Source organism: Alkalilimnicola sp. S0819, from assembly GCF_009295635.1.
GTDB lineage: Bacteria > Pseudomonadota > Gammaproteobacteria > Nitrococcales > WHIW01 > S0819.
In genome coordinates, this window is the sequence record NZ_WHIW01000007.1 from 31,053 (window position 1) to 50,209 (window position 19,157).

General features: G+C 67.9%; 22 protein-coding genes. 13 read left to right on the top strand and 9 right to left on the bottom strand.

Translation table 11 applies throughout. From position 1 onward, the window contains the following. Positions 1–37: 37 nt before the first annotated feature. A complete protein-coding gene (locus GBG68_RS07725; protein WP_152146368.1) occupies positions 38–1,138 on the bottom strand; it encodes a trypsin-like peptidase domain-containing protein in 1,101 nt (366 codons plus the stop codon). 147 nt (positions 1,139–1,285) lie between these two features. On the opposite strand from GBG68_RS07725, the gene GBG68_RS07730 reads away from it, so the two are divergent. Further along, on the top strand, positions 1,286–2,188 hold the full coding sequence (locus tag GBG68_RS07730) for a cupin-like domain-containing protein (RefSeq protein ID WP_152146369.1): 903 nt from the start codon (positions 1,286–1,288) through the stop codon (positions 2,186–2,188). 72 nt (positions 2,189–2,260) lie between these two features. Here GBG68_RS07730 and GBG68_RS07735 read toward each other — a convergent pair whose 3' ends face one another. Further along, positions 2,261–2,452: a hypothetical protein gene (locus GBG68_RS07735; protein ID WP_152146370.1), complete on the bottom strand. Its 192-nt coding sequence runs from the start codon at positions 2,450–2,452 to the stop codon at positions 2,261–2,263. 132 nt (positions 2,453–2,584) lie between these two features. On the opposite strand from GBG68_RS07735, the gene GBG68_RS07740 reads away from it, so the two are divergent. The 4 genes from GBG68_RS07740 (at position 2,585) to GBG68_RS07755 (ending at position 5,118) form a co-directional block, all read left to right on the top strand. Then, positions 2,585–3,292, top strand: coding sequence for an AzlC family ABC transporter permease (locus tag GBG68_RS07740; protein ID WP_226801715.1), 708 nt, complete (start codon positions 2,585–2,587; stop codon positions 3,290–3,292). Next, positions 3,289–3,612, top strand: coding sequence for an AzlD domain-containing protein (locus tag GBG68_RS07745; protein WP_152146371.1), 324 nt, complete (start codon positions 3,289–3,291; stop codon positions 3,610–3,612). Before GBG68_RS07740 ends, GBG68_RS07745 begins: the two co-directional genes overlap by 4 nt. Next, positions 3,609–4,043: a hypothetical protein gene (locus tag GBG68_RS07750; protein WP_152146372.1), complete on the top strand. Its 435-nt coding sequence runs from the start codon at positions 3,609–3,611 to the stop codon at positions 4,041–4,043. Before GBG68_RS07745 ends, GBG68_RS07750 begins: the two co-directional genes overlap by 4 nt. Before the next feature lie 271 nt (positions 4,044–4,314). Continuing rightward, a complete protein-coding gene (locus GBG68_RS07755; protein WP_152146373.1) occupies positions 4,315–5,118 on the top strand; it encodes an HpcH/HpaI aldolase family protein in 804 nt (267 codons plus the stop codon). Between the two features lie 114 nt (positions 5,119–5,232). Here GBG68_RS07755 and GBG68_RS07760 read toward each other — a convergent pair whose 3' ends face one another. The 5 genes from GBG68_RS07760 to yjgA form a co-directional block, all read right to left on the bottom strand. After that, positions 5,233–6,825, bottom strand: coding sequence for an ABC-F family ATPase (locus GBG68_RS07760; protein ID WP_152146374.1), 1,593 nt, complete (start codon positions 6,823–6,825; stop codon positions 5,233–5,235). Between the two features lie 104 nt (positions 6,826–6,929). Further along, the gene (locus tag GBG68_RS07765; protein ID WP_152146375.1) at positions 6,930–7,991 is read right to left on the bottom strand and encodes an ABC transporter ATP-binding protein; all 1,062 of its coding nucleotides are present in this window, start codon (positions 7,989–7,991) and stop codon (positions 6,930–6,932) included. Further along, on the bottom strand, positions 7,984–9,672 hold the full coding sequence (locus tag GBG68_RS07770; RefSeq protein ID WP_152146376.1) for an ABC transporter permease: 1,689 nt from the start codon (positions 9,670–9,672) through the stop codon (positions 7,984–7,986). The genes GBG68_RS07765 and GBG68_RS07770 overlap by 8 nt, the downstream gene beginning before the upstream one ends. A 19-nt stretch (positions 9,673–9,691) precedes the next feature. Further along, entirely contained in the window at positions 9,692–10,720 is a 1,029-nt protein-coding gene (locus GBG68_RS07775; RefSeq protein WP_413463311.1) for a Fe(3+) ABC transporter substrate-binding protein, read from the bottom strand. A 117-nt stretch (positions 10,721–10,837) separates the two neighbouring features. After that, positions 10,838–11,350: a ribosome biogenesis factor YjgA gene (gene yjgA / locus GBG68_RS07780; protein WP_152146378.1), complete on the bottom strand. Its 513-nt coding sequence runs from the start codon at positions 11,348–11,350 to the stop codon at positions 10,838–10,840. 333 nt (positions 11,351–11,683) lie between these two features. Between yjgA and GBG68_RS07785 the strand changes: the two genes are divergently transcribed. From GBG68_RS07785 to GBG68_RS07795, 3 genes are read left to right on the top strand one after another with little or no spacing between them, the layout of a single operon-like run. Further along, positions 11,684–12,223: a GNAT family N-acetyltransferase gene (locus GBG68_RS07785; protein ID WP_193222260.1), complete on the top strand. Its 540-nt coding sequence runs from the start codon at positions 11,684–11,686 to the stop codon at positions 12,221–12,223. A gap of 6 nt (positions 12,224–12,229) precedes the next feature. Continuing rightward, positions 12,230–12,766, top strand: coding sequence for a DNA-3-methyladenine glycosylase I (locus GBG68_RS14555; protein WP_152146380.1), 537 nt, complete (start codon positions 12,230–12,232; stop codon positions 12,764–12,766). A gap of 1 nt (position 12,767) precedes the next feature. Then, complete coding sequence (locus GBG68_RS07795; RefSeq protein ID WP_152146381.1) at positions 12,768–13,223, top strand: YaiI/YqxD family protein; 456 nt, start codon at positions 12,768–12,770, stop codon at positions 13,221–13,223. Here GBG68_RS07795 and GBG68_RS07800 read toward each other — a convergent pair. Beyond that, a complete protein-coding gene (locus tag GBG68_RS07800; protein WP_152146382.1) occupies positions 13,220–13,495 on the bottom strand; it encodes a hypothetical protein in 276 nt (91 codons plus the stop codon). The two genes, GBG68_RS07795 and GBG68_RS07800, sit on opposite strands and share 4 nt — an antisense overlap. Positions 13,496–13,697: 202 nt before the next feature. Here GBG68_RS07800 and murI point away from each other — a divergent pair, with 202 nt between their 5' ends. Both murI and GBG68_RS07810 read left to right on the top strand, forming a co-directional pair. Continuing rightward, positions 13,698–14,495: a glutamate racemase gene (gene murI / locus GBG68_RS07805; protein ID WP_226801718.1), complete on the top strand. Its 798-nt coding sequence runs from the start codon at positions 13,698–13,700 to the stop codon at positions 14,493–14,495. Beyond that, positions 14,492–14,866: a VanZ family protein gene (locus GBG68_RS07810; RefSeq protein ID WP_152146384.1), complete on the top strand. Its 375-nt coding sequence runs from the start codon at positions 14,492–14,494 to the stop codon at positions 14,864–14,866. Before murI ends, GBG68_RS07810 begins: the two co-directional genes overlap by 4 nt. A gap of 819 nt (positions 14,867–15,685) precedes the next feature. Here the strand turns inward: GBG68_RS07810 and yihA are convergent. Continuing rightward, the gene (gene yihA, locus GBG68_RS07815; protein ID WP_152146385.1) at positions 15,686–16,282 is read right to left on the bottom strand and encodes a ribosome biogenesis GTP-binding protein YihA/YsxC; all 597 of its coding nucleotides are present in this window, start codon (positions 16,280–16,282) and stop codon (positions 15,686–15,688) included. Between the two features lie 293 nt (positions 16,283–16,575). Here yihA and GBG68_RS07820 point away from each other — a divergent pair, with 293 nt between their 5' ends. The 3 genes from GBG68_RS07820 (at position 16,576) to GBG68_RS07830 (ending at position 18,914) form a co-directional block, all read left to right on the top strand. Continuing rightward, entirely contained in the window at positions 16,576–17,187 is a 612-nt protein-coding gene (locus tag GBG68_RS07820; RefSeq protein ID WP_152146386.1) for a c-type cytochrome, read from the top strand. Positions 17,188–17,366: 179 nt separating this feature from the next. Further along, positions 17,367–17,996, top strand: coding sequence for a thiol:disulfide interchange protein DsbA/DsbL (locus GBG68_RS07825; protein WP_152146387.1), 630 nt, complete (start codon positions 17,367–17,369; stop codon positions 17,994–17,996). Positions 17,997–18,077: 81 nt separating this feature from the next. After that, a complete protein-coding gene (locus GBG68_RS07830) occupies positions 18,078–18,914 on the top strand; it encodes an endonuclease/exonuclease/phosphatase family protein (RefSeq protein ID WP_226801721.1) in 837 nt (278 codons plus the stop codon). The last annotated feature ends 243 nt before the right edge of the window (positions 18,915–19,157 follow it).

Here is a 19,157-nt window from a genome sequence, read left to right on the forward strand (position 1 = left end):
AACGGGCGCCCCGCGGGGCGCCCGTTGCCTTTCGGCTTCAGGAAAACGGTGCCGGCAGTAAGGCCACCGGATAGTCGAGCTCGGCGGGCGCTTCCGCCATCACGGCGGGCTCCTCGACGATCTCCACGTCGCGGTCGATCACCGCTCCGTCCCGTTGCAGCCGCAGGCGCAGGCGTTCGCCCACCTGGCGCAGCGCGACCCGGTTGCGCAACTGGGCGCTGCGCTGCAGCGCCTCGCCGTCCGCGGCGAGGATCACATCACCCTGGCGCAGGCCCGCCCGCGCCGCGCCGGACCCTTTCAGGACCTCCCGCACCAGTACCCGCGGCGGGCGCGCCTCGTCCGCGGGCCATTGTTCCTCCACCAGCAGGCCGATGCGGCCGCGGTGCAGGTCCCCCTGAGCGCTCATCTGCAGGCCCACGCGCCGGGCAATGTCGCCGGGCAGGGCGAAACCGATACCGATGCTGCCGCCGCCGGGGGCGAGGATGGCCAGATTGATGCCCACCACCTCGCCCTTGAGGTTCACCAGCGGCCCGCCGGAGTGGCCCGGATTGATGGCCGCATCGGTCTGGATGAAGTCCTCATAGCCCTGTATGCCCAAGCCTTGCCGGCCCAGCGCCGAGACCACCCCGCTGCTGATGCTCGCGTACAGGCCGAAGGGGTTGCCGATAGCGAGCACCAGATCGCCCACACGGGTGCTGCCGGGCTTGCTCCAGACCAGGTTCCGCAGCCCCGGCGGCGGGTGCGCGATATGCAACAGCGCCAGATCCGTACTCGGGTCGGTGCCGACCAGTCGGGCTTGGCGGCGGTGCCCGTCATGACTGCGCACGGTGATGCGCTCGGCTGCTTCCAGCACGTGGGCATTGGTCAGAATGTGGCCACGCTCCGCATCCAGCACCACCCCGGCACCGATGCCCTCGAACTGCCTCTTCCCCGCTCCGGCCAGCGCCGGCGCGCCGGAGCCCCGGTCGAGCGGCCCTTCCACGACGATATCCACCACACCGGGCAGCACCCGCTCCAGCAGTGGCGCCAGAGTGGGCGCCTCGCCCCGCGGCAGCGTGGCCGCCGAAGGCGCGGCGACCACTGGGGTGGCGCCCAGGAGCAGGGAGAGCAGCAGGAACACCAGCCTGAAGTGGCGCATGAGGAACCGCCCGCGGTATGCCGCTTGAGTGTCTCCTTATCTACCGTGCGGGCGGCGGCGACGGGTTCAAGGCGGCGCTTGGGCGCCGGCGCGCGCGGCGCTACCATGAGCGCCTAATCCCGGGAACAAGAAGCAGGCAGCACCATCATGGTGGAAATCAGCCCCGTCGAACGTGTTCAGCGCATCGAAGCGCCGCGTTTTCAGCTGGCGTACAAGAAACCCGCGCGGCCGCTGGTCATGGAGCGCCTTACCGAGGGCTGGACGGCGCGCGAGCGCTGGTCGGTGGAGTATCTGCGCGATGTGGCCGGGGACGTGGAGGTGCCGCTCTACGACAGCGTCCCCTCCCGCGGGCGCAAGCACCAGCACGCGCCCGCCGCCCGCATGCCGTTGGCGCGGTACCTGGACCGGCTGGAGGCCGGCGAGAACGATTTACGCATGTTCTTCTTCAACATCCTGGCCGCCGTGCCGCGGCTCACCGAGGATTTCCACTACCCGGAGTTGGGGCTGAAGCTCTTTCGCAAACTGCCGGTGCTTTTCATGGGCGGGCGCGGGGCGCGGGTGCAGATGCACTTCGACATCGATCTGGCGGACCTGCTGCTGTGCCATTTCGGCGGGCGCAAACGGGTGCTGCTGTTCCCGCCCGAGCAAGGGGGCAACCTGTACCGGGTGCCGTTCTCCTTCAGCGCCCTGTTCGATGTGAACATCGAACAGCCCGATTACCAGCGCTTCCCCGCTCTGCGGCAGGCGCGCGGGCAGGTGGCGGAGCTGAACCACGGCGATGTGCTCTACGTTCCGCCCGGCTACTGGCATTACGTGATCTATGAGGAACTGGGCTTTTCCATGACCCTGCGCGCCTTTCCCCGGCAGCCGGGCAACTTTGCCCGCATGCTGAACAATCTATTGGTGCTGCGCACCGTGGACGGGCTCGGGCGCCGCTTCGTGGGCGAGCCCTGGAACCGGCGCAATGAGCGCCGTGCGGTGGCCAGGACCCATCGGCGTCTGGCGACTGGAGAGGCCGCGGCGGCGACGCCCGGGCGTGAACAGGGCTGAGCCGGAAGGCCGGCCCGTTCGCGGGCGCGCCGCTTCAGCGTGAGGTGGAGAGGTGAATTGGCGGCCGGCCGCTCAGCGCCGGTCCTGAATGAAGCGGTTCATGGGGTCCCTGTGGCGCTGTTCGTTGGGGCGCGGCCGGTGCCGCTCATCCTCCAGCTCTTCCAGGGTGCCCGGGTCGAGGTTTTCCGCATCCATTCGGCGCCGCTGGCGGGCCGTGCGGCGGCTGCGGATCATGGCTTCCAGGCCGCGCTGTTGATCAGCCATAAGGTATTCTCCCTGCTGTCTTTCTCGGGGTGTCAATGTTTTGACTATCCGATTCGTGCTTGGTTCCGCCGCTGGTGAAATCCCCCGCCGCTCCTTACCATGCGGTGCTGCACTGGCTGTTAGGAGATCGCCTTGAAGGTCGAAGCCTCGTCCCGTGCCGCGTTCTGGGAGGGTGTGCGCATGATCGCCCCCATGTTGCCCGGAATTTTCCCCTTCGGCCTCACCGCGGGTGTCGCCGCCGTGGACGCGGGGCTCGCGCCCGCCCATGGCATCGGCGCGTCCATCCTGATCTATGCCGGGGCCTCGCAGCTGGTGGTCATGCAGTTGATCGGCGACGGCGCCCTGCCCATGATCATGGTGCTCACCGCCTACGTGGTGAACCTGCGGTTCGCCATGTACAGCGCCGGTCTGGCGCCGCATTTCTCCCATCTGCCCCGGCGTTGGCAGTGGCCCTTGGCCTATATGATCACCGACCAGGCCTATACCCTCACCGTGCTGCGCGCCGAGCAGCACCCCTCGCGCACCGACGCCGTGCCCTTTTATCTGGGCGCGGCGGGGGTCATGTGGCTGGTCTGGCAGATCGCCACCGCCATCGGTGCCTTCGTGGGCGCGCTGGTGCCGTCGAGCTGGTCGCTGGGTTTCGCCGTGCCGCTGATCTTCATGGGAATGCTGGTGCTGGCGGTCAACGACAAGCCTACGATGGTGGCCGCCGTGGTGGGCGGGGCGGTGGCCCTGCTGGGTCATGCCTTGCCCATGAACCTGGGGCTTTTCCTGGGGGCGGTGGCGGGTATCGCCGCCGGCGTGCTGGCCGAATGGCGACTGGGGAGGGGGAAGGCATGAGCGCCTGGCAGATCTGGGCGATGCTGGCGCTGATCGGGGCGGGCACCTTCGCCCTGCGCCTGTCCTTCATCCACTGGTTCAGTGGTCGCGAGGTGCCGGCGCGGCTCCGGCAGGTGCTGCGTTACGTGCCCGCCGCGGTGCTGCCGGCGCTGGTGTTGCCCGCCATCGTGTACGGCGGCGACGCGCCGGGCTTCCACCTGGACAACCCGCGGCTTCTTGCCGGCGCGGTAGCGGCGCTGATCGCCTTCACTACGCGTAATCTGCTGGGCACGCTGGTGGCCGGCATGGTGTTATTGTGGCTGCTGCAGGCCTGGGCATGAGTAAAGCAATGGAAATCGAGCACAATATCTTTCTGCACCGCGTGCGTCTGCCGTCGGCCTCGGCACTGAGCGACGCCCTGGCGCGCCACGGGCTGGCGCTGGTCTTGCCGGCGGACTTCGACCCCGCCGCGGAGGAGCTGGAGCTGGCCGTCCAATGGCGCGCCGAGCCGGTACGGATCATGTATTACGCGAACCCGGTGGACGTGGCCGAGCTGCGTGCCGAAGGGCTGCTGCGCAAGGGTGAGGCCGGCAAGCTGGCCGATCGGGATTTCCTGCTCAGCGTGGTCAGCGATACGGAGGCCGCCCGCCCGGCCGCGCTGGCCCTGGCGGCGGTGCTCACCGAGCTGGCCGACGGCTGCCTGGCCTACGCCGGCGAACCCCCCTTCATCTTCGCCGAGCAGGCGGTGGCCTGGTGCGCGGATCGGCTCTGACATGAGCGCGACCGAGCAGGCCGGGTTCGACGATGCCGCGCGGATGCGGGTGCCTCCGCGCCACCTCGCCCTGCCATCGTCTTCGCGGATCTCGCCCACCGTATCGAGTTCGGCCCGGGTCTGGGCCGGGGGCTGCCCATGGGGCCCCGGGCGCGACAGACCCTTCTGGTGAGCCTGCCGAGCCTGCGCCGGCTGGAGCATAGCCCGCCGGGGCGCGTGCTGCAGTTCTCCGAGGTGGTGGGCGACTGAGCCCAAAAACAGGGAGCGACCAATGGATATACCCCAAAACCGTTTCAAGGCCGCGCTGGCCGACGGGCAGACCCTCTACGGCCTGTGGGTGGCCTTCGGCAGCGCCTATCCGGCCGAGGTCTGTGCCACCACCGGCTACGATTGGCTGCTGATCGACGGCGAACATGCGCCGAACTCCGTGCCCTCGGTGTTGGAGCAGCTGCAGGTGGTGATGCCCTATCCGGTTTCCGCCGTGGTGCGCCCGGTCAACGGTGACCCGGCCCTGATCAAGCAGTATCTGGACGTGGGCGCGCAGACCCTGATGGTGCCCATGGTGGATTGCGCCGAGCAGGCCGAGGCGCTGGTGCGCGCTACCCGCTACGCAACCCAGGGCGGCATACGCGGCGTGGGCGGCGGGCTGACCCGGGCCACTCGCTGGGGGGCCATTCATGATTACACCCGTCGCGCCCACGAGCAGACCTGCCTGATCGTGCAGGTGGAGTCACGCCAGGGGGCGGAGCGCATCGAAGAGATTGCCGCGGTGGACGGGGTGGACGCGGTGTTCATCGGTCCGGTGGATCTGTCCACCGACATGGGCTACCCCGACGAGCCCCATCACCCGGAGGTGCAGGCGATGATCCGGCATCTGATCGAGGTGGTGAACCGCGCCGGCAAGGCCGCCGGGATTCTCGCCCCCAATGCCGACGACGCCCGGCGTTACCGGGACTGGGGGTGTCGCTTCATCGCCGTGGGGATCGACATCAGCCTGCTGCGCCAGGGGGCGCTGGATACCCTGGCCCAGTTCAAGCCCGACGCCGAGCCGAGCCCGCCGGCGCGGGGGTATTGAGCAAGTCGATAGCGGCTTTATTCACCACAGAGGCACGGAGGTTCACAGAGAACACAGAGTGGAAAAAGGATCTTTCTTCGTTCTCTGTGGCCTCTGTGGTGAAAACGCCCCGTCTCAGGCCGCCTGCCGCCGCTCCAGGTACTCGTCGTAGCTACCCGAGAAGTCCACCAGCCCGGAGGGGGTGAGCTCGATGATGCGGGTGGCCAGCGAGGCGACGAACTGGCGGTCGTGGCTGGCGAAGATCAGCGTGCCCGGGTAATGCTCCAGTGCCAGGTTCAGTGCCTCGATGGATTCCATGTCCAGATGGTTGGTGGGCTCATCGAGCAGCATCACGTTGGGCTTTTGCTGCAGTAGCCGGCCGAAGATCATCCGCCCCTGCTCGCCGCCGGAGAGCACGTTCACGGGCTTTTTCAGGTCGTCGTGGGAGAACAGCAGCCGTCCCAGGGTGGCGCGCACGATCTGGTCATCGTCGGTTTCCCCGGCATAGCGGTTCATCCAGTCAAACACGCTCATGTCCGACTCGAACTCCGCCTGATGGTCCTGGGCGTAATAGCCGAGCTGGGCGTTCTCCGCCCATTTGATGCGCCCGGCGTCGGCCTCCAGCTCGCCGAAGAGGGTGCGCAGCAAGGTGGTCTTGCCGATGCCGTTGGGGCCGATCACGGCGATGCGCTCACCGGCCTCCACCATCAGCTTCAGGTCCTGGAACAGGGGGCCTTCGTCGAAGCCCTTGGCCAGACCGTCCACTTCCAGCGCCAGCCGGTGCAGTTTCTTCTCCTGCTCGAAGCGGATGTAGGGGCTCTTGCGGCTGGAGGGCTTGATGTCGTGCAGCTCGATCTTGTCGATGAGCTTGGCCCGGGAGGTGGCCTGCTTGGCCTTGGAGGCGTTCGCGGAGAAGCGGCTGACGAAGGCCTGCAGCTCGGCGATCTGGGCCTTCTTCTTGGCGTTCTCGTGCTGCAGCCGCTCCCGCGCCTGGGTGGAGGCGGTCATGTAGTCGTCGTAGTTGCCGGGGAAGATCTTGATGTCCCCGTAGTCCACGTCGGCCATGTGGGTGCAGACACTGTTCAGGAAGTGGCGATCATGGGAGATAATCACCATGGTGCTGCTGCGCTGGTTGAGCAGGTCTTCCAGCCAGCGGATGGTGTGGATGTCCAGGTTGTTGGTGGGTTCGTCCAGCAGCAGGATATCCGGGTCGTAGAACAGCGCCTGGGCGAGCAGCACCCGCAGCTTCCAGCCCGGGGCGATGGCGCTCATGGGCGCGAAGTGCTGCTCCACCGGTATCTCCAGCCCCAGCAGCAGCTCACCGGCGCGGGCCTCGGCGGTGTAGCCGTCCAGCTCCGCGAAGGCCACCTCCAGGTCGGCCACCTTCATGCCGTCTTCCTCGCTCATCTCGGCCAGGCCATAGATGCGCTCGCGCTCGCGCTTGACCTCCCACAGCTCCGGGTGGCCCATGAGCACGGTGTCCATCACCGTGTATTCCTCGTAGGCGAACTGGTCCTGGCGCAGCCGGCCCAGGCGCAGGCCTTGCTCGATGCCCACCGAGCCCGCGGACGGCTCGATGTCGCCGCCCAGGATCTTCATGAAGGTGGACTTGCCGCAGCCGTTGGCGCCGATCAGGCCGTAGCGGTTGCCGCCGCCGAATTTCAGCGACACGTTCTCGAACAGCGGCGCGCCGCCGAACTGCATGGTGATATTGGATGTGGAGATCATGGGGTACCGGAGGGTTGGGAAGTGGCGAGCGAGTGGAGGGCGGGCATTGTACACCCTTGCACGCCGCAGAACAGTGTGAACCGGTGCCGCCCGCGGCGCGGGTTTCAGCTCACCGTGGGTCCGGTGTCGACGGCTTGCTCGAAGATCACCAGATGGTCCAGCTCGGCGCGAATGCCGATGGCCTCGTCGGGCTTGTGGTCGTGGTGGCTGTCCGCCTGGCACAGCACCCGCCGGCCGCTGGCCAGCGCCACGGTGTAGAGGAAATGCCCGCCGCGAAAGCTGCGCTCGACGATGCGGGCCTTCAGCGGGCTCTTGTCGTCATGCAGTAGATCGTCGGGGCGCAGCAGGATGTCCACCAGGGTGTTGGGCGGCGGGCGCAGTGCCTCGTCGCTTTCCATCACCCCGAGCTCGGTTCGTACCCGGCGGCTGTCCAGCACCGTGCCCGGCAGCATCACCCCTTCGCCGACGAAGTCGGCGACGAAGCGGGTGGCCGGCTCGTGGTAGAGCCGGTAGGCGCTGTCCCATTGTTCCAGGGCGCCATCGCGCATCACGCCGATCTGATCGGCCATGGCGAAGGCCTCGTTCTGGTCGTGGGTGACCAGCAGCGCGGTGATGCCGTCCTCGCGAAAGATCCGCCGCAGCTCGCGCGGGAGCTGCGCACGCAGGTCCGGGTCCAGGCTGGAGAAGGGCTCGTCGAGCAGCAGCAGCTTGGGCTTGGGCGCCATGGCCCGGGCGATGGCCACCCGCTGCTGCTGGCCGCCGGACAGTTCATGGGGGTAGGCGCCGCCCAGCTGGTGCAAGCCGATCAGCTCCAGCAGTTCGGCCACGCGCCGGTGGCGCTCCGCGCCGCGTTGGCCGCTCAGGCCGAAGGCGATGTTCTCGGCCACGGTGAGGTGCGGAAACAAAGCCAGGTCCTGGAACACCATGCCCACGCCGCGCCGCTCCGGCGGTACCACGCAGGCCGCGTCGCTGACCTTCTTGCCGGCGAGCCGGATCTCGCCCGCCGCCGGCCGCTGGAAACCCGCCACCGTCCGCAGCAGCGTGGTCTTGCCGCAGCCGCTGGGGCCGAGCAGGCAGCCGATCAGTCCCGCCGGCAGACGGAAGCTGACGTCCACCACCGCGGGGTATTGGTCGTAGGCGACGGTGAGGTCTTGCAGTTCAAGCATGGGTGCCGGGGCGCGCGCGGTTGATGGAACGGCTCAGCAGTATAACCGGGGCGAGCCCGCACAGGGCGATGGCGAGCGCCGAGGGGGCGGCGGCGGCCAGTTGCTCGTCGGAGGCGAGTTCGAAGGCGCGCACCGCCAGGGTGTTGAAATCGAAGGGGCGCAGGATGAGGGTGGCGGGCAGCTCCTTCATCACGTCCACGAACACCAGCAGCGCCGCGGTGAGCAGGCTGGAGCGCATGATGGGCATGTGCACCCGGCGCAATACCTGGCCCGGCGGAGAGCCCAGCGAGCGAGCCGTGTCGTCGATGCTGGTGCCGATCTTGGCCAGCCCTGCCTCCACGGTCTGCAGCGACACCGACAGAAAACGCACCAGATAGGCGAACACCAGCGCCACCAGGGTGCCGCTCAGCAGCAGGCCGGTGGAGAGGCCGAAGGTCGTCCGCATCCAGCCATCCAGGGTGTTGTCCAGCCAGGCCAGGGGGATGATCACCCCCACGGCGATGACGGTACCGGGTATGGCGTAGCCCAGGCCGGCAGTGCGTACTGCGCCGCGCACCCAGCGCGTGCCGCGCAGGCGTCGCCCATAGGCGAGCACGCCGGCGAGCAGCACCGCGATGGCAGCGGTGACGGCGGCCAGGCTCAAGCTGTGCAGCACCAGCCGTGGAAAGTCGAGCCCAAGCTGGGTGGGCGCGGTCTGCAGCGACCAGGCGAGCAGTTGCAGTGCGGGCAGGGCAAAGCCCAGGGCCACGGGCGCGGCGCAGGCGAGGAGCGCCAGCCATGCTCGGGCGCCGCGCAGGCGGTAGGCGGGGATCGGTTGGTAGCGACCGGTGGTGTGGTGGTATTGGCGCTGACGGCGGGACCAGCGCTCCAGCAGGATCAGCAGCATGACCACGCCGAGCAGGGTGGCCGCCAGCTGCGCGGCCGCCGCCGGTTCTCCCATGCCGAACCAGGTGCGGAAAATGCCGGTGGTGAAGGTGTTTACCCCGAAATACGCCACGGTACCGTAGTCGGCCAGGGTCTCCATCAGCACCAGGGAGAGCCCGGTGACGATGGCCGGGCGGGCCAGCGGCAGCGCTATGCGGCGGAATACCCGCCAGGGGCTCAGCCCCAGGGTGCGCCCGACGTCCAGCGCGCAGATGGATTGCTCCAGGAAGGCGGTGCGGGCGAGCAGGTACACATACGGGTAAAGCACCAGGGTGAGCATCAGGGCCGCTCCGGGCAGGGAGCGGATCGCGGGGAACCAATACTCTCCCCAGGACCAGCCGAACAGCGCGCGCAGCCCGCTTTGCACGGGGCCGGCGAAATCCAGCAGCCCGGTGTAGGTGTAGGCGATGATGTAAGCCGGCATGGCCAGGGGCAGCAGCAGCAGCCAGATCATATGGCGCCGCCCGGGGAAGTCGCACATGGTGGTCAGCCAGGCGCAGCCGGTGCCGATTGCCAGGGTGCCGCTGCCCACCCCCAGGGCGAGCCACAGGGTGTTCTGCAGGTAGTCCGGCAGCACGGTACGGCTCAGATGCGCCCAGACCTCCGTGGAGCCGAGGAAGGTATAGCCGGCGATCACCAGCACGGGCAGGGCGAGCAGGGCGGCGATCAGGAATACGCCCATGCTCCAGCCGTCCAGGCGCCGGCGCGCCTGGACGGGCGCGCAGCGCAGGGTATCGGGGGTGGCGATGGTGGGCATGGCGGGGCGGGGCTGCCGACTAGCGCCAGCCGGCCCGGTCCATCAGGCGCACGGCCTCGGCGTTGTGCTCGCCCAACAGGCCCAGGTTCAGCTCATCGGCCTTGAACTCGCCCCAGGTCTGGAGCATTTCGCTGCGCTCGGCCCGCGGGTTCACCGGGTATTCGCTGTTGACCTCGGCGTACCAGCGTTGGGCTTCCAGGCCGGCCAGGTATTCGAGCAGTTTCACCGCGTTGTCCGGATTCCGGGCGTGGCGGGTCACACCGGCGCCGCTGACGTTCACGTGAACGCCGCGGCCCGCCTGATCCGGCCAAACGATGGCCACGTGCTCGGCGATCTCGCGCTGGGCCGGGTCCTGCAGCATCTTGCCGTAATAGTAGGTATTGGCGACGGCGATATCGCACTGACCCGCGGCCACGGCCTTCAACTGATCCCGGTCGCCACCCTGGGGGGGGCGGGCCATGTTGCTCACCAGCCCCCGGGCCCAGCTTTCGGTCTGCTCCACTCCCTGGTGGGCGATCATGGCGGCGACCAGGGACTGGTTGTAGATGTTGCTGGAGGAGCGGATGCAGATGCGGCCTTTCCAGCGGGGATCGGCCAGATCGGCGTAGCTGTCGATGGCGCCTTCCGGCACCCGGTCCCTGGCGCGGAAGATCACCCGGGCGCGCTGGGAGAGGCCGTACCACTGGCCGTCCGGGTCGCGGTAGGTGGCGGGCAGGCGCTCATTCAGCACCTTGGATTCGATGCTGCGCAGCACGCCGGCCTCTTTCGCCCGGTGCAGATTGCCTGCGTCCACGGTAAGCAGCAGATCGGCCGGGGTGTTGCGGCCCTCGTTCTGCAGGCGGGTGAGCAAGGCGCCGGCGCCGGCGCTCAGCAGGCGTACCTGGATGCCGGTCTGCTCGGTGAAGCGATCTAGCGCCGGGCGGATCAGCACTTCCTGGCGCGAGGAGTAGACATTGACCTGCTCGGCGGCCTGTGCCGGTACCAGAACGGCGGTGGCGGCCGCGGCGGCTAGCCCGAGGATGCGCAGCAATGCGGTTCGCATGTTCACTCCCAAGTGCAAAAGCATACGGTAATGAGAATAGGTCGCATCTTAGGGGCGAGGTCGCGCCCCGTCAATCGCCACGCGTTGTGCAGGGGCGGGCCGGAAAGTCACCGGGGGAGGGAATCAGGGCTTCGCCATAGCGCCGCGCAACAGGCGGAACAGCTCCCTGGCTGCCTTGGGCGGCTTGCTCGCGGCCTGTTCCCGGCGGGCGTTGCGGATGAGCTGGCGCAGGGGCTGGGGGTCGGCGTCCGGGTACTCCCGCAGCCATTCGCTCAGCGCCTGGTCGCCTTCCGCCAGCAGCCGGGCTCGCCAGTGCTCGGCGCGTTGTTGCTGTGCGCGAGCGGCCGCCGAGCTCTGGTCCAGCTGATCCAGCGCGGCCTTGACCGGCTCGGGGTCGGTGGCCCGCATCAGCTTGGCCACCCGTTGCAGTTGCCGGCGGCGCGCTCCGTGGGACTTGATACGCGTGGCGTCCTCCACGGCGGCGCGCAGATCGTCCGGCAGGGGGACCTGGCGCAGCTGCTCGGCGGACAGGGCCACCAGTTCCGCGCCCAGATCCCGCAGGGCATGCGCCTCGCGCTTGCGCTGGCTGCGGCTGGTGCGTTCCGGCAGGTCGTCATCGTAAACGTCGTCGTTCATGGGCGCAGAATAACCGATTGCCGGGCTTGAAGGCGCGCCCGCAAACCCCCAAAGTGCCGGAAGGGTCGGCACCTTGGCCGGTTTATTGGGGCTTTCTCGGGCTTCCGCGGGGAATAGGGAGCCGTTTCATGAACGCGTTTTTGTGGGTCGTGCCGGCCCCGGTGCTGCTTGCGCCCACCGTACCGGCCCACATCGGGCTGCGAACCCGCCAGGCGGTCAGAGTGCCCAGGGGCATGGCTGAGTGTTTCCCTAATTGATCGAACGCCGTCGTGGCGAGTACGGACGGGGGTAGGTACCATGAGCGCCTTTGCCGCAACTGCCGGGTTCACTGCTATGTCTCCCAGCCTGCGTCGGGCCGAGTTGTACGACGTGCCGGTCCTGCACGCCATGGCGGGCCGCTTCCTGCTCAACCGCTTGAGCCCCGCCGCCATCGAGCGCCACGGCTTTCTGGTCTCTCACCTGGGCACCGAGGGTTATCGGCAGTGGCTGGATCGGGCCGAGTACTTCCTGGTGCTGGAGGAAGAGCAGGGCCTGGCTGCTTTCGTGCTGGCTTATTCCCGCGATCAGGTGGATGCGACCGATCCGCTGGGTGCGCGGCTGTTGGCGCGCCACAGCGAGCCTTTCGTGCTGATCGACCAGGTTTGCGTGCTGCCCGAGCGCAGCGGCAAGGGCTTTGCCGGTCAGCTCTACCAGCGGGTGCGCGAGGCGAGCGGCGGCCAGGCGCAGATCGCGGTGCTGGTGCTCGAGCCCTACAACGGTCCTTCCGTGCGCTTTCACCAGCGCCTGGGCTTCAGCGAGCAGTTCACCTACACCGGCGAGGACGGCATGCTGCGGGGCGTGTTCCTCAGGGATGCGGTCGCCGCCGCCGGGTAAGCCTTTTTGAGTGACTACTGTCTGAGCGCGCCGGGGCACCCCTGGCACGGCCCCTACCACGACACGGAGTATGGCTTCCCGCTGCGCGGTGACGCCGAACTGTTCGAGCGTCTGGTGCTGGAGATCAACCAGGCCGGACTCTCCTGGCTGACGGTGCTGAAAAAACGCGCCGCCTTCCGGGAGGCCTACGCCGGTTTCGACCCCGAGCGGGTGGCTCGCTTCGATGAGCGGGACAGGGCGCGCTTGCTGGCGGACGCGGGCATCATCCGCAACCGCTTGAAAGTGGAGGCGGCCATCCATAATGCCTCCGTGGTATTGGGGCTGCGCGAGCACCACGGCAGCTTCGCCGCCTGGTTGGATCAGCACCACCCCCTGAGCCCCGCTGAGTGGGTGCGCCTGTTCCGTCACACCTTTCGTTTCACCGGTGTGCAGATCACCGGGGAGTTTCTGATGAGTACCGGGTACCTGCCGGGGGCGCACCGGGAGGATTGTCCGGTGCAGGCGCGGCTGCGAGCCCTGAGCCCGCCCTGGATGGAGGCTTGAGATGCGGATCTGGGTGGATGCCGACGCCTGTCCGGTGCCGATCAAGGAAATCCTCTACCGTGCCGCCGAGCGCAAGGGCCTGCCGCTGACCCTGGTGGCCAATCACCCCCTGCGGGTGCCGCCTTCGCGTTGGATAAGGGCGGTGCAGGTGCCGGCGGGCTTCGATGTGGCCGATAACGAGATCGTGCGCCAGCTCAGCCCCGGAGATCTGGTGGTGACCCAGGACATCCCGCTGGCCGCCGAGGTGCTCGCGGCCGGTGGGCAGGCGCTGAATCCGCGTGGCGAGCTCTATACCGAGGCGAATATCGGCCAGCGCCTGGCAATGCGGGATTTCATGGAGCAGATGCGCGATGCGGGCCTCGCCGGGGGCGGGCCGGCCGCCCTCAGCCAGGCCGATCGCAAGGTTTTCGCCCGGCAGCTCGATAGCCTGCTGGCGCGCGTCCAGAGCGCCGGTTAGCGCTCTCTCCTCAGCCCTTCCTCCACGCCCTCGGCGAAGTCCCGAACCCCCTTCTCCACGTGCCCCAGCGCTCGGCCCACGTGCTCGCTGGCGGTGTTCAGACCCTTCTCCACGGCGTTCGTGCTGCGCTCATAGACCCGTCGGGTGCCGTCCATCGCCTTGCCCGCGGTCTCGCCCACGGCTTCGCCGGCGCGGTTCAGGCCATTCTCGGCCAGGGCCGGCGTGTTCAGCAGCGCGATGCAAAGCCCGGTGAGGAAAATGGCCTTGCGCATGATGGTTACTCCTTGTTGTCGTCCGCCCGGCGCATGGCCGGGTGCTCCCGGTGCCTTCGACCATGCGCCCCATTATCGGTTCCCGGCACGGCGCGCGCCATGTGCTGGCTCATGCCCGGCGCTATCCACGGTGCGCCGTGCTGGGTAAGCTGTGGGGACCATGAAGGCAGGACCTGCAACACTCCCGGCGCGCGAGGCCCCCGTGGGAATCTTCGATTCCGGCGTCGGCGGGCTTTCGGTGATGCGCGAGATCCGGCGCCTGCTGCCGGGGGAGCATTTACTTTATATCGCCGATTCGGCCTACGCGCCCTATGGGCCGCGCCCGGTGGATTTTATCCGCGAGCGCGCGGCGGGCCTCACCGCCTTTCTGGCCGAGCAGGGCGCCAAGGCCGTGGTGGTGGCCTGCAATACCGCCACCGCTGCCGCCGTGGGCGAACTGCGCCGTAGCTTCTCGTTGCCTATCATCGCCATGGAGCCCGCCGTCAAGCCGGCCGCCGCCGTCAGCCGCTGCGGCGTGCTGGGGGTGCTGGCCACCGAAGGAACCCTGAAAAGCGCCCAGTTCGCCGCGCTGCTGAGCCGCTACGCCCGCAACCTGCGGGTGGTGACCCAGTCCTGTCACGGTTTGGTGGAACAAGTGGAGCGGGGCGCCTTGGCCGCGGAGGAGACGCGCCTGCTGTTGCGCCGCTACACCGCGCCGCTGCTCGCCGAGGGAGCGGATACCATCATCCTGGGATGTACCCATTACCCGTTTCTGCGCCCGCAGTTGGCCGACCTGCTGGGCCCCACGGTGGCGCTGGTGGACACCGGTGAGGCGGTGGCGCGGCAATTGGCGCGTCGCCTCGATGAATTGGCGCTGTTGAGTACCCGGGAGACCGGGACTTGCCGCTTCTGGAGTAGTGGGGACACCGCGCGCCTCGCCCCGGTGATGGGCCGGCTGTGGGGTGAGGCGCTTGCCTTGCAGCCCTTGCGGTTGAGCACGGCGTTGGCGGTGACGCCATGAGCCGTTGGACGCGCGCCGAGCGCAATCTGTTCCGGCTGCTGGCGGTGCTGGCACTGGTCAGCGCCACCTGGCTGGCGGTCGCGCCGGTGGAGCAGGTGCCCACCGCCCACTGGAACGACAAGCTGGTGCATCTGCTCGCCTTCGCCGTCCTGGCCGGGCTGGTGGATTTCGGCTGGGTGCGAGGGCCGTTCGTCACCCGCGGCATATTGCTGCTTGGCTATGGCCTGTTCATCGAGTTGCTGCAGTACGGGCTGCCCCATCGAAGTTTCGAGTTGCTGGATCTGGCCGCCGACGGGCTCGGCATACTGTTCTACCTGTCGATGGTGCCGCTGCTGCGCCGCCTGCCTTGGCTAAGTCGCCGCTGGGCCTGACCGGCCCCACCCCCCGCGCGGGCGTATTCGCCAGCACGGTGAACTTTCCACGAAAGCACCGGTCATATTCCTTGAGCACCGCGCATGCGGTGCCTTCGGTGCCGCTCCTTCCTCTTCGGCGGCACCGAAGAAGCTCGGTTCTCACACCCCCCAAGAGAATCGAGCCAGTTGGCCCCGATGATGGTCCCCCAGATCATCGGGGCTTTTTCTTTTTCCGGGGCGGGAAACTTTCGCAGCACCCGCCGGTCACACTAGATGAGCGCTCCGCCTTGGGGCGCTCAGGCCCGATCTCTCCTCCTCATGGACGGGCCCAACGACCCAGCCACCCCCCCCAATTCGGCTGGGTTTTTCACCCCGGCTTCCGCCCCCAGGGAGCCGGGGTTTTCTTTTGGTTCATCGCGGATTGGCGGGAAAATCAACAGACCTCCCGTTTGTAGTGATGGCCGGGCCTGTGAGCTTGGCGCGGGCCCTGGGGCGGGTACGGCCGGCGGCGGCCCACGATTTGGCACCGGGCTGCGCCCGGCGCTCCCCTGCGCTTCTCGCCGGAAGGGGGCGAGCAGCAAACTCGCTACGCTCAAACAAGCTGCTCGCTGATCCCCTTCCGGCTGCGATGCTCGGCTGCATCGACGTCCGCCGCCGGCCGTGCCCGCCCCAGGGCCTGCACGCTCCGGTGGGCGTTCCACCAGCAGTTGGGAGCCGGGCCCGGGTGGCACAAGGCCGGAGCCACCGCACCAGCTTCCGTTTTCATTTCAGATTCTCCCGCCAAGAACCTTTTCTTTACGGGCGAATTGGACCTGCAGCCAAGTGCCAGGGCGGCTCCTACACGGTCAGCCAGCGGTCGAGCTGGGCACGGGCTTCTTCCACGCCGTCGCGCTTGAGTGAGGAGAACAGCTGGGCCGTGGTGTTGGGGAATTCGGCCTGCAGCTGCTTGCGCACTTGATGCAGGGTGGCGGTGGCCGGGCCGCGTTTGAGCTTGTCCGCCTTGGTGAGCAGGATATGCACCGCCAGGCCGGCGTGGTGGCACCACTCCAGCATCTGCCGGTCGTAATCGGTGAGCGGATGGCGCACGTCCATGATCAACATCAGCCCCACCAGCGCCTGACGCTGGGCCAGGTACTCGGGCAGCGCGGCCTGCCAGTGGCGCTTTATGGCCTCGGGCACCTTGGCATAGCCGTAACCGGGCAGGTCCACCAGGGCGCGGGCCTCATCCAGGCGGAAGACGTTGATCGCCTGGGTGCGCCCCGGGGTCTTGCTGGTGCGGGCCAGCGCGCGGCGGTTGGTGATGGTGTTGAGCGCGCTGGACTTGCCGGCGTTGGAGCGACCGGCGAAGGCGACTTCGCGGCCCTGGTCGGGGGGTAGCTCCGCGAGGCTGGGGGCGCTGAGCTGGAATTCGGCACGTTGGTAATAATTGGTCATAGTGCGGGGATTGTCGCAGATTCCGAGGTTGAAGAGACACTGATCCATCCCCTCGGGCCTCGGGGGGAGTCTGGTGAGCCGCGTCTTGGCGGTGCACGCGCCAGCCGGTCAGGGCCCGATGGGGATTGATCAGTGATCCCTTGGCGGGGAAGGGCTCAAATTGACCCCCCGGGGGGGCGGCTGGTATAAAAGCGGCCGGCTTTCCCTGCCTGTTTCAGGCGCAGAATTTACGCGGATCACCGGCCGGGCGCGTGCCCGGGGCTACCCACCGGCTCGGCGCAGGAGTTGTCACGATGAACAAATATTTGATTGCAGTGCTGGCGGTGTTCGCCATCTCCGGTGTGGCCCTGGCCGAAGGCGACCCGCAGGCCGGTCAGCAGAAGGCCGCCACGTGCGCGGCCTGCCACGGTGCCGATGGCAACAGCCCGAACCCGGCGTGGCCGGATCTGGCCGGGCAGCATGCCGGCTATCTGGTGCAGCAGCTCCAGGCCTTCAAGAGCGGTACCCGCCAGAACGCCTTGATGAGCCCCCAGGCCCAGGGCTTGAGCGAGCAGGACATGCTGGACCTGGCGGCTTATTACAGCCAGCAGAGCAACCAGGTGGAAGAGGCCCCGGACGAGAGCGTGGAACTGGGCAGTCGCCTCTACATGGCCGGCATTCCCGAGCGCGGCGTGGCCGCCTGTGCCGCCTGCCACGGCCCGGCGGGCCAGGGCGTGGAAGGTGCGGGCTTCCCGCAGATCGGCGGCCAGAAGGCGGCTTATCTGGCCAATGCGCTGCGCGCCTACCGTGCCGGCGAGCGCCAGACCGACCTCAACAGCATGATGCGGGACGTGGCCGGCAAGCTCACCGATGAAGAAATCCAGGCGCTGGCCGGGTACGTCTCCGGTCTGTACCGCGCCCAGTAAGCTCGGCTTGCGCGCGTGAGCCCAGGGAAAGGCGGCCTTCAGGCCGCCTTTCGCGTTTTCGGGTTTGGGTTGGTACAGGGCCCGAGCTATTCTGGGGGGAACCCGGTGCGCGTCGTGGAGTCGAACACCAAAGGTGCCGGCCCCGGCCCACAAGAACCAGTAAATGTAAGGATGGACCAATGATGAAGCGGATGATGCAGCTCGCCCTGGTGCTGATGCTGTTCACGGGCCTGGCCCAGGCGCAGCAGTTCCAGGCGGGGCGCGATTATCGGGTGATCAGCCAGCCCGATGCCGGTGGCGAGCAGGATGGGCAGGTGGAAGTGCGGGAATTCTTCTCCTATGCCTGCCCGGCTTGTTTCGATTTCAGCGGCCCCTTCCACGACTGGCTCGCCGAGGCGCCCGAGGGCGTGGTGATCCGGCGCACCCCCATGGTGTTCAACCCCAGCTGGGAGCCGCTTGCCCGAGCCTATTACGTGGCCGAAGTGCTGGGCGTGGTGGAGCAGGTCCACAAGCCCCTGTTCAATGCCATTCACGTCAAGGGTCAGCGTTTCCAGTCCGCCGAGGACGTGGCCGAGCTGTTCGCCGCGCAGGGCGTGGACCGGGCCCAGGTGCTGAAACTCTGGGACAGCTTCGCCGTGGCCACCCGCCTGCGCCAGGGCGAGCAGCTGGCGAAACGCTACCGGATCATGAGCACGCCTTCGTTGGGTGTGGCCGGGCGCTACACCATCAGCACACGCACTGCCCGTAGCCAGCCCCGTATGCTGCAGGTGGCGGACGAGCTGGTGAAACAGCGGCTAGGCGCCCAATAAGCCGATACGGTTGTGAGGCTCGTCACGTCGCCGGGAACATCTGCGCGGCATGATGGGCATCCCCGTCCTGCCCGGAGCCCGATGACCGAGATGAGTGCCCGCATCCAGCGCCTGGACCCGGAGCCGCATCCCGCGGCCACGCTACCCGTGCGTCATGCCGCCGAGACCCTGCGGCTGATGAGCTACAACATCCAGACCGGCATCGAAACTCGCCAGTACCATCATTATCTGACCCGCAGCTGGAAGCATGTCCTGCCCCATGCGGCGCGCCAGGACAATCTGGACCGCATCGCCGGCACTATCTGTGATTACGACATCGTCGGGCTGCAGGAAGTGGACGCAGGCAGCTTTCGCAGCGGCTTCGTCAATCAGGTCCATTATCTGGCGGGGCAAGGCGCCTTTCCCTATTGCCACTTCCAGACCAACCGCCGCATCGGCCGGCTGGCGCGCCACAGCAACGGGCTGCTGAGCCGCTTTCGGCCGCTGGAGATGCGCGAGCACAAGCTGCCCGGCATGATCCCCGGCCGAGGCGCGCTGGTGGTGCGCTTTGGCGGGCCGCAGGCGGACCTGTCCGTGGTGCTGCTGCATCTGGCGCTGAGCCGGCGCGCGCGCATGAACCAGATGGATTTCGTGGCGGAGCTGATCCAGGACCTGCCCCACGCCGTGGTCATGGGTGACTTCAACTGCCATTCCCGCGCGCCGGAGCTGGAGCGCTTGCTGCACCGCACCCGGCTGATGGAACCCCTGCACCATCTGCATACCTACCCGAGCTGGCGGCCGCAGAAGAATATCGACCACATCCTGGTTTCCGATGAGCTGGAGGTGCGCAGCGCGGCCGTGCTGGACTGCCCGCTCTCCGACCATCTGCCCATCACCATGGAGATCGCCCTGCCGGCGGACGTGGAGCTGGTGGCCTGAGCGCCGCATAGCCACGACGCCGCCACAGGCGCAACCCCGGCCCCCCGGCCCCGAGCAGGCCCAGCGCACCAAACCTGTGCCCCGCCCGCACCAGCACCGTGCGCCGCGCTCGGGGCCCGTCGACGAAATCCTTGCGGCCCTTTTGCAAGCCTTTGAATAATAACGCCAACCACCATTGGCACACCCTCTGCAATACCCCGTCTGACCCGGCTTCACCGCAAGCCTTTCCATCCATCCTTCGGG

What these genes read in the sequence shown, in the direction of transcription:
- GBG68_RS07725 (WP_152146368.1), bottom strand. Translation starts at nt 1,138, where the DNA reads ATGCGCCACTTCAGGCTGGTGTTCCTGCTGCTCTCCCTGCTCCTGGGC.
- GBG68_RS07730 (WP_152146369.1), top strand. Translation starts at nt 1,286, where the DNA reads ATGGTGGAAATCAGCCCCGTCGAACGTGTTCAGCGCATCGAAGCGCCG.
- GBG68_RS07735 (WP_152146370.1), bottom strand. Translation starts at nt 2,452, where the DNA reads ATGGCTGATCAACAGCGCGGCCTGGAAGCCATGATCCGCAGCCGCCGC.
- GBG68_RS07745 (WP_152146371.1), top strand. Translation starts at nt 3,289, where the DNA reads ATGAGCGCCTGGCAGATCTGGGCGATGCTGGCGCTGATCGGGGCGGGC.
- GBG68_RS07750 (WP_152146372.1), top strand. Translation starts at nt 3,609, where the DNA reads ATGAGTAAAGCAATGGAAATCGAGCACAATATCTTTCTGCACCGCGTG.
- GBG68_RS07755 (WP_152146373.1), top strand. Translation starts at nt 4,315, where the DNA reads ATGGATATACCCCAAAACCGTTTCAAGGCCGCGCTGGCCGACGGGCAG.
- GBG68_RS07760 (WP_152146374.1), bottom strand. Translation starts at nt 6,825, where the DNA reads ATGATCTCCACATCCAATATCACCATGCAGTTCGGCGGCGCGCCGCTG.
- GBG68_RS07765 (WP_152146375.1), bottom strand. Translation starts at nt 7,991, where the DNA reads ATGCTTGAACTGCAAGACCTCACCGTCGCCTACGACCAATACCCCGCG.
- GBG68_RS07770 (WP_152146376.1), bottom strand. Translation starts at nt 9,672, where the DNA reads ATGCCCACCATCGCCACCCCCGATACCCTGCGCTGCGCGCCCGTCCAG.
- yjgA (WP_152146378.1), bottom strand. Translation starts at nt 11,350, where the DNA reads ATGAACGACGACGTTTACGATGACGACCTGCCGGAACGCACCAGCCGC.
- GBG68_RS07785 (WP_193222260.1), top strand. Translation starts at nt 11,684, where the DNA reads ATGTCTCCCAGCCTGCGTCGGGCCGAGTTGTACGACGTGCCGGTCCTG.
- GBG68_RS07795 (WP_152146381.1), top strand. Translation starts at nt 12,768, where the DNA reads ATGCGGATCTGGGTGGATGCCGACGCCTGTCCGGTGCCGATCAAGGAA.
- GBG68_RS07800 (WP_152146382.1), bottom strand. Translation starts at nt 13,495, where the DNA reads ATGCGCAAGGCCATTTTCCTCACCGGGCTTTGCATCGCGCTGCTGAAC.
- GBG68_RS07810 (WP_152146384.1), top strand. Translation starts at nt 14,492, where the DNA reads ATGAGCCGTTGGACGCGCGCCGAGCGCAATCTGTTCCGGCTGCTGGCG.
- yihA (WP_152146385.1), bottom strand. Translation starts at nt 16,282, where the DNA reads ATGACCAATTATTACCAACGTGCCGAATTCCAGCTCAGCGCCCCCAGC.
- GBG68_RS07820 (WP_152146386.1), top strand. Translation starts at nt 16,576, where the DNA reads ATGAACAAATATTTGATTGCAGTGCTGGCGGTGTTCGCCATCTCCGGT.
- GBG68_RS07825 (WP_152146387.1), top strand. Translation starts at nt 17,367, where the DNA reads ATGATGAAGCGGATGATGCAGCTCGCCCTGGTGCTGATGCTGTTCACG.
- GBG68_RS07830 (WP_226801721.1), top strand. Translation starts at nt 18,078, where the DNA reads ATGACCGAGATGAGTGCCCGCATCCAGCGCCTGGACCCGGAGCCGCAT.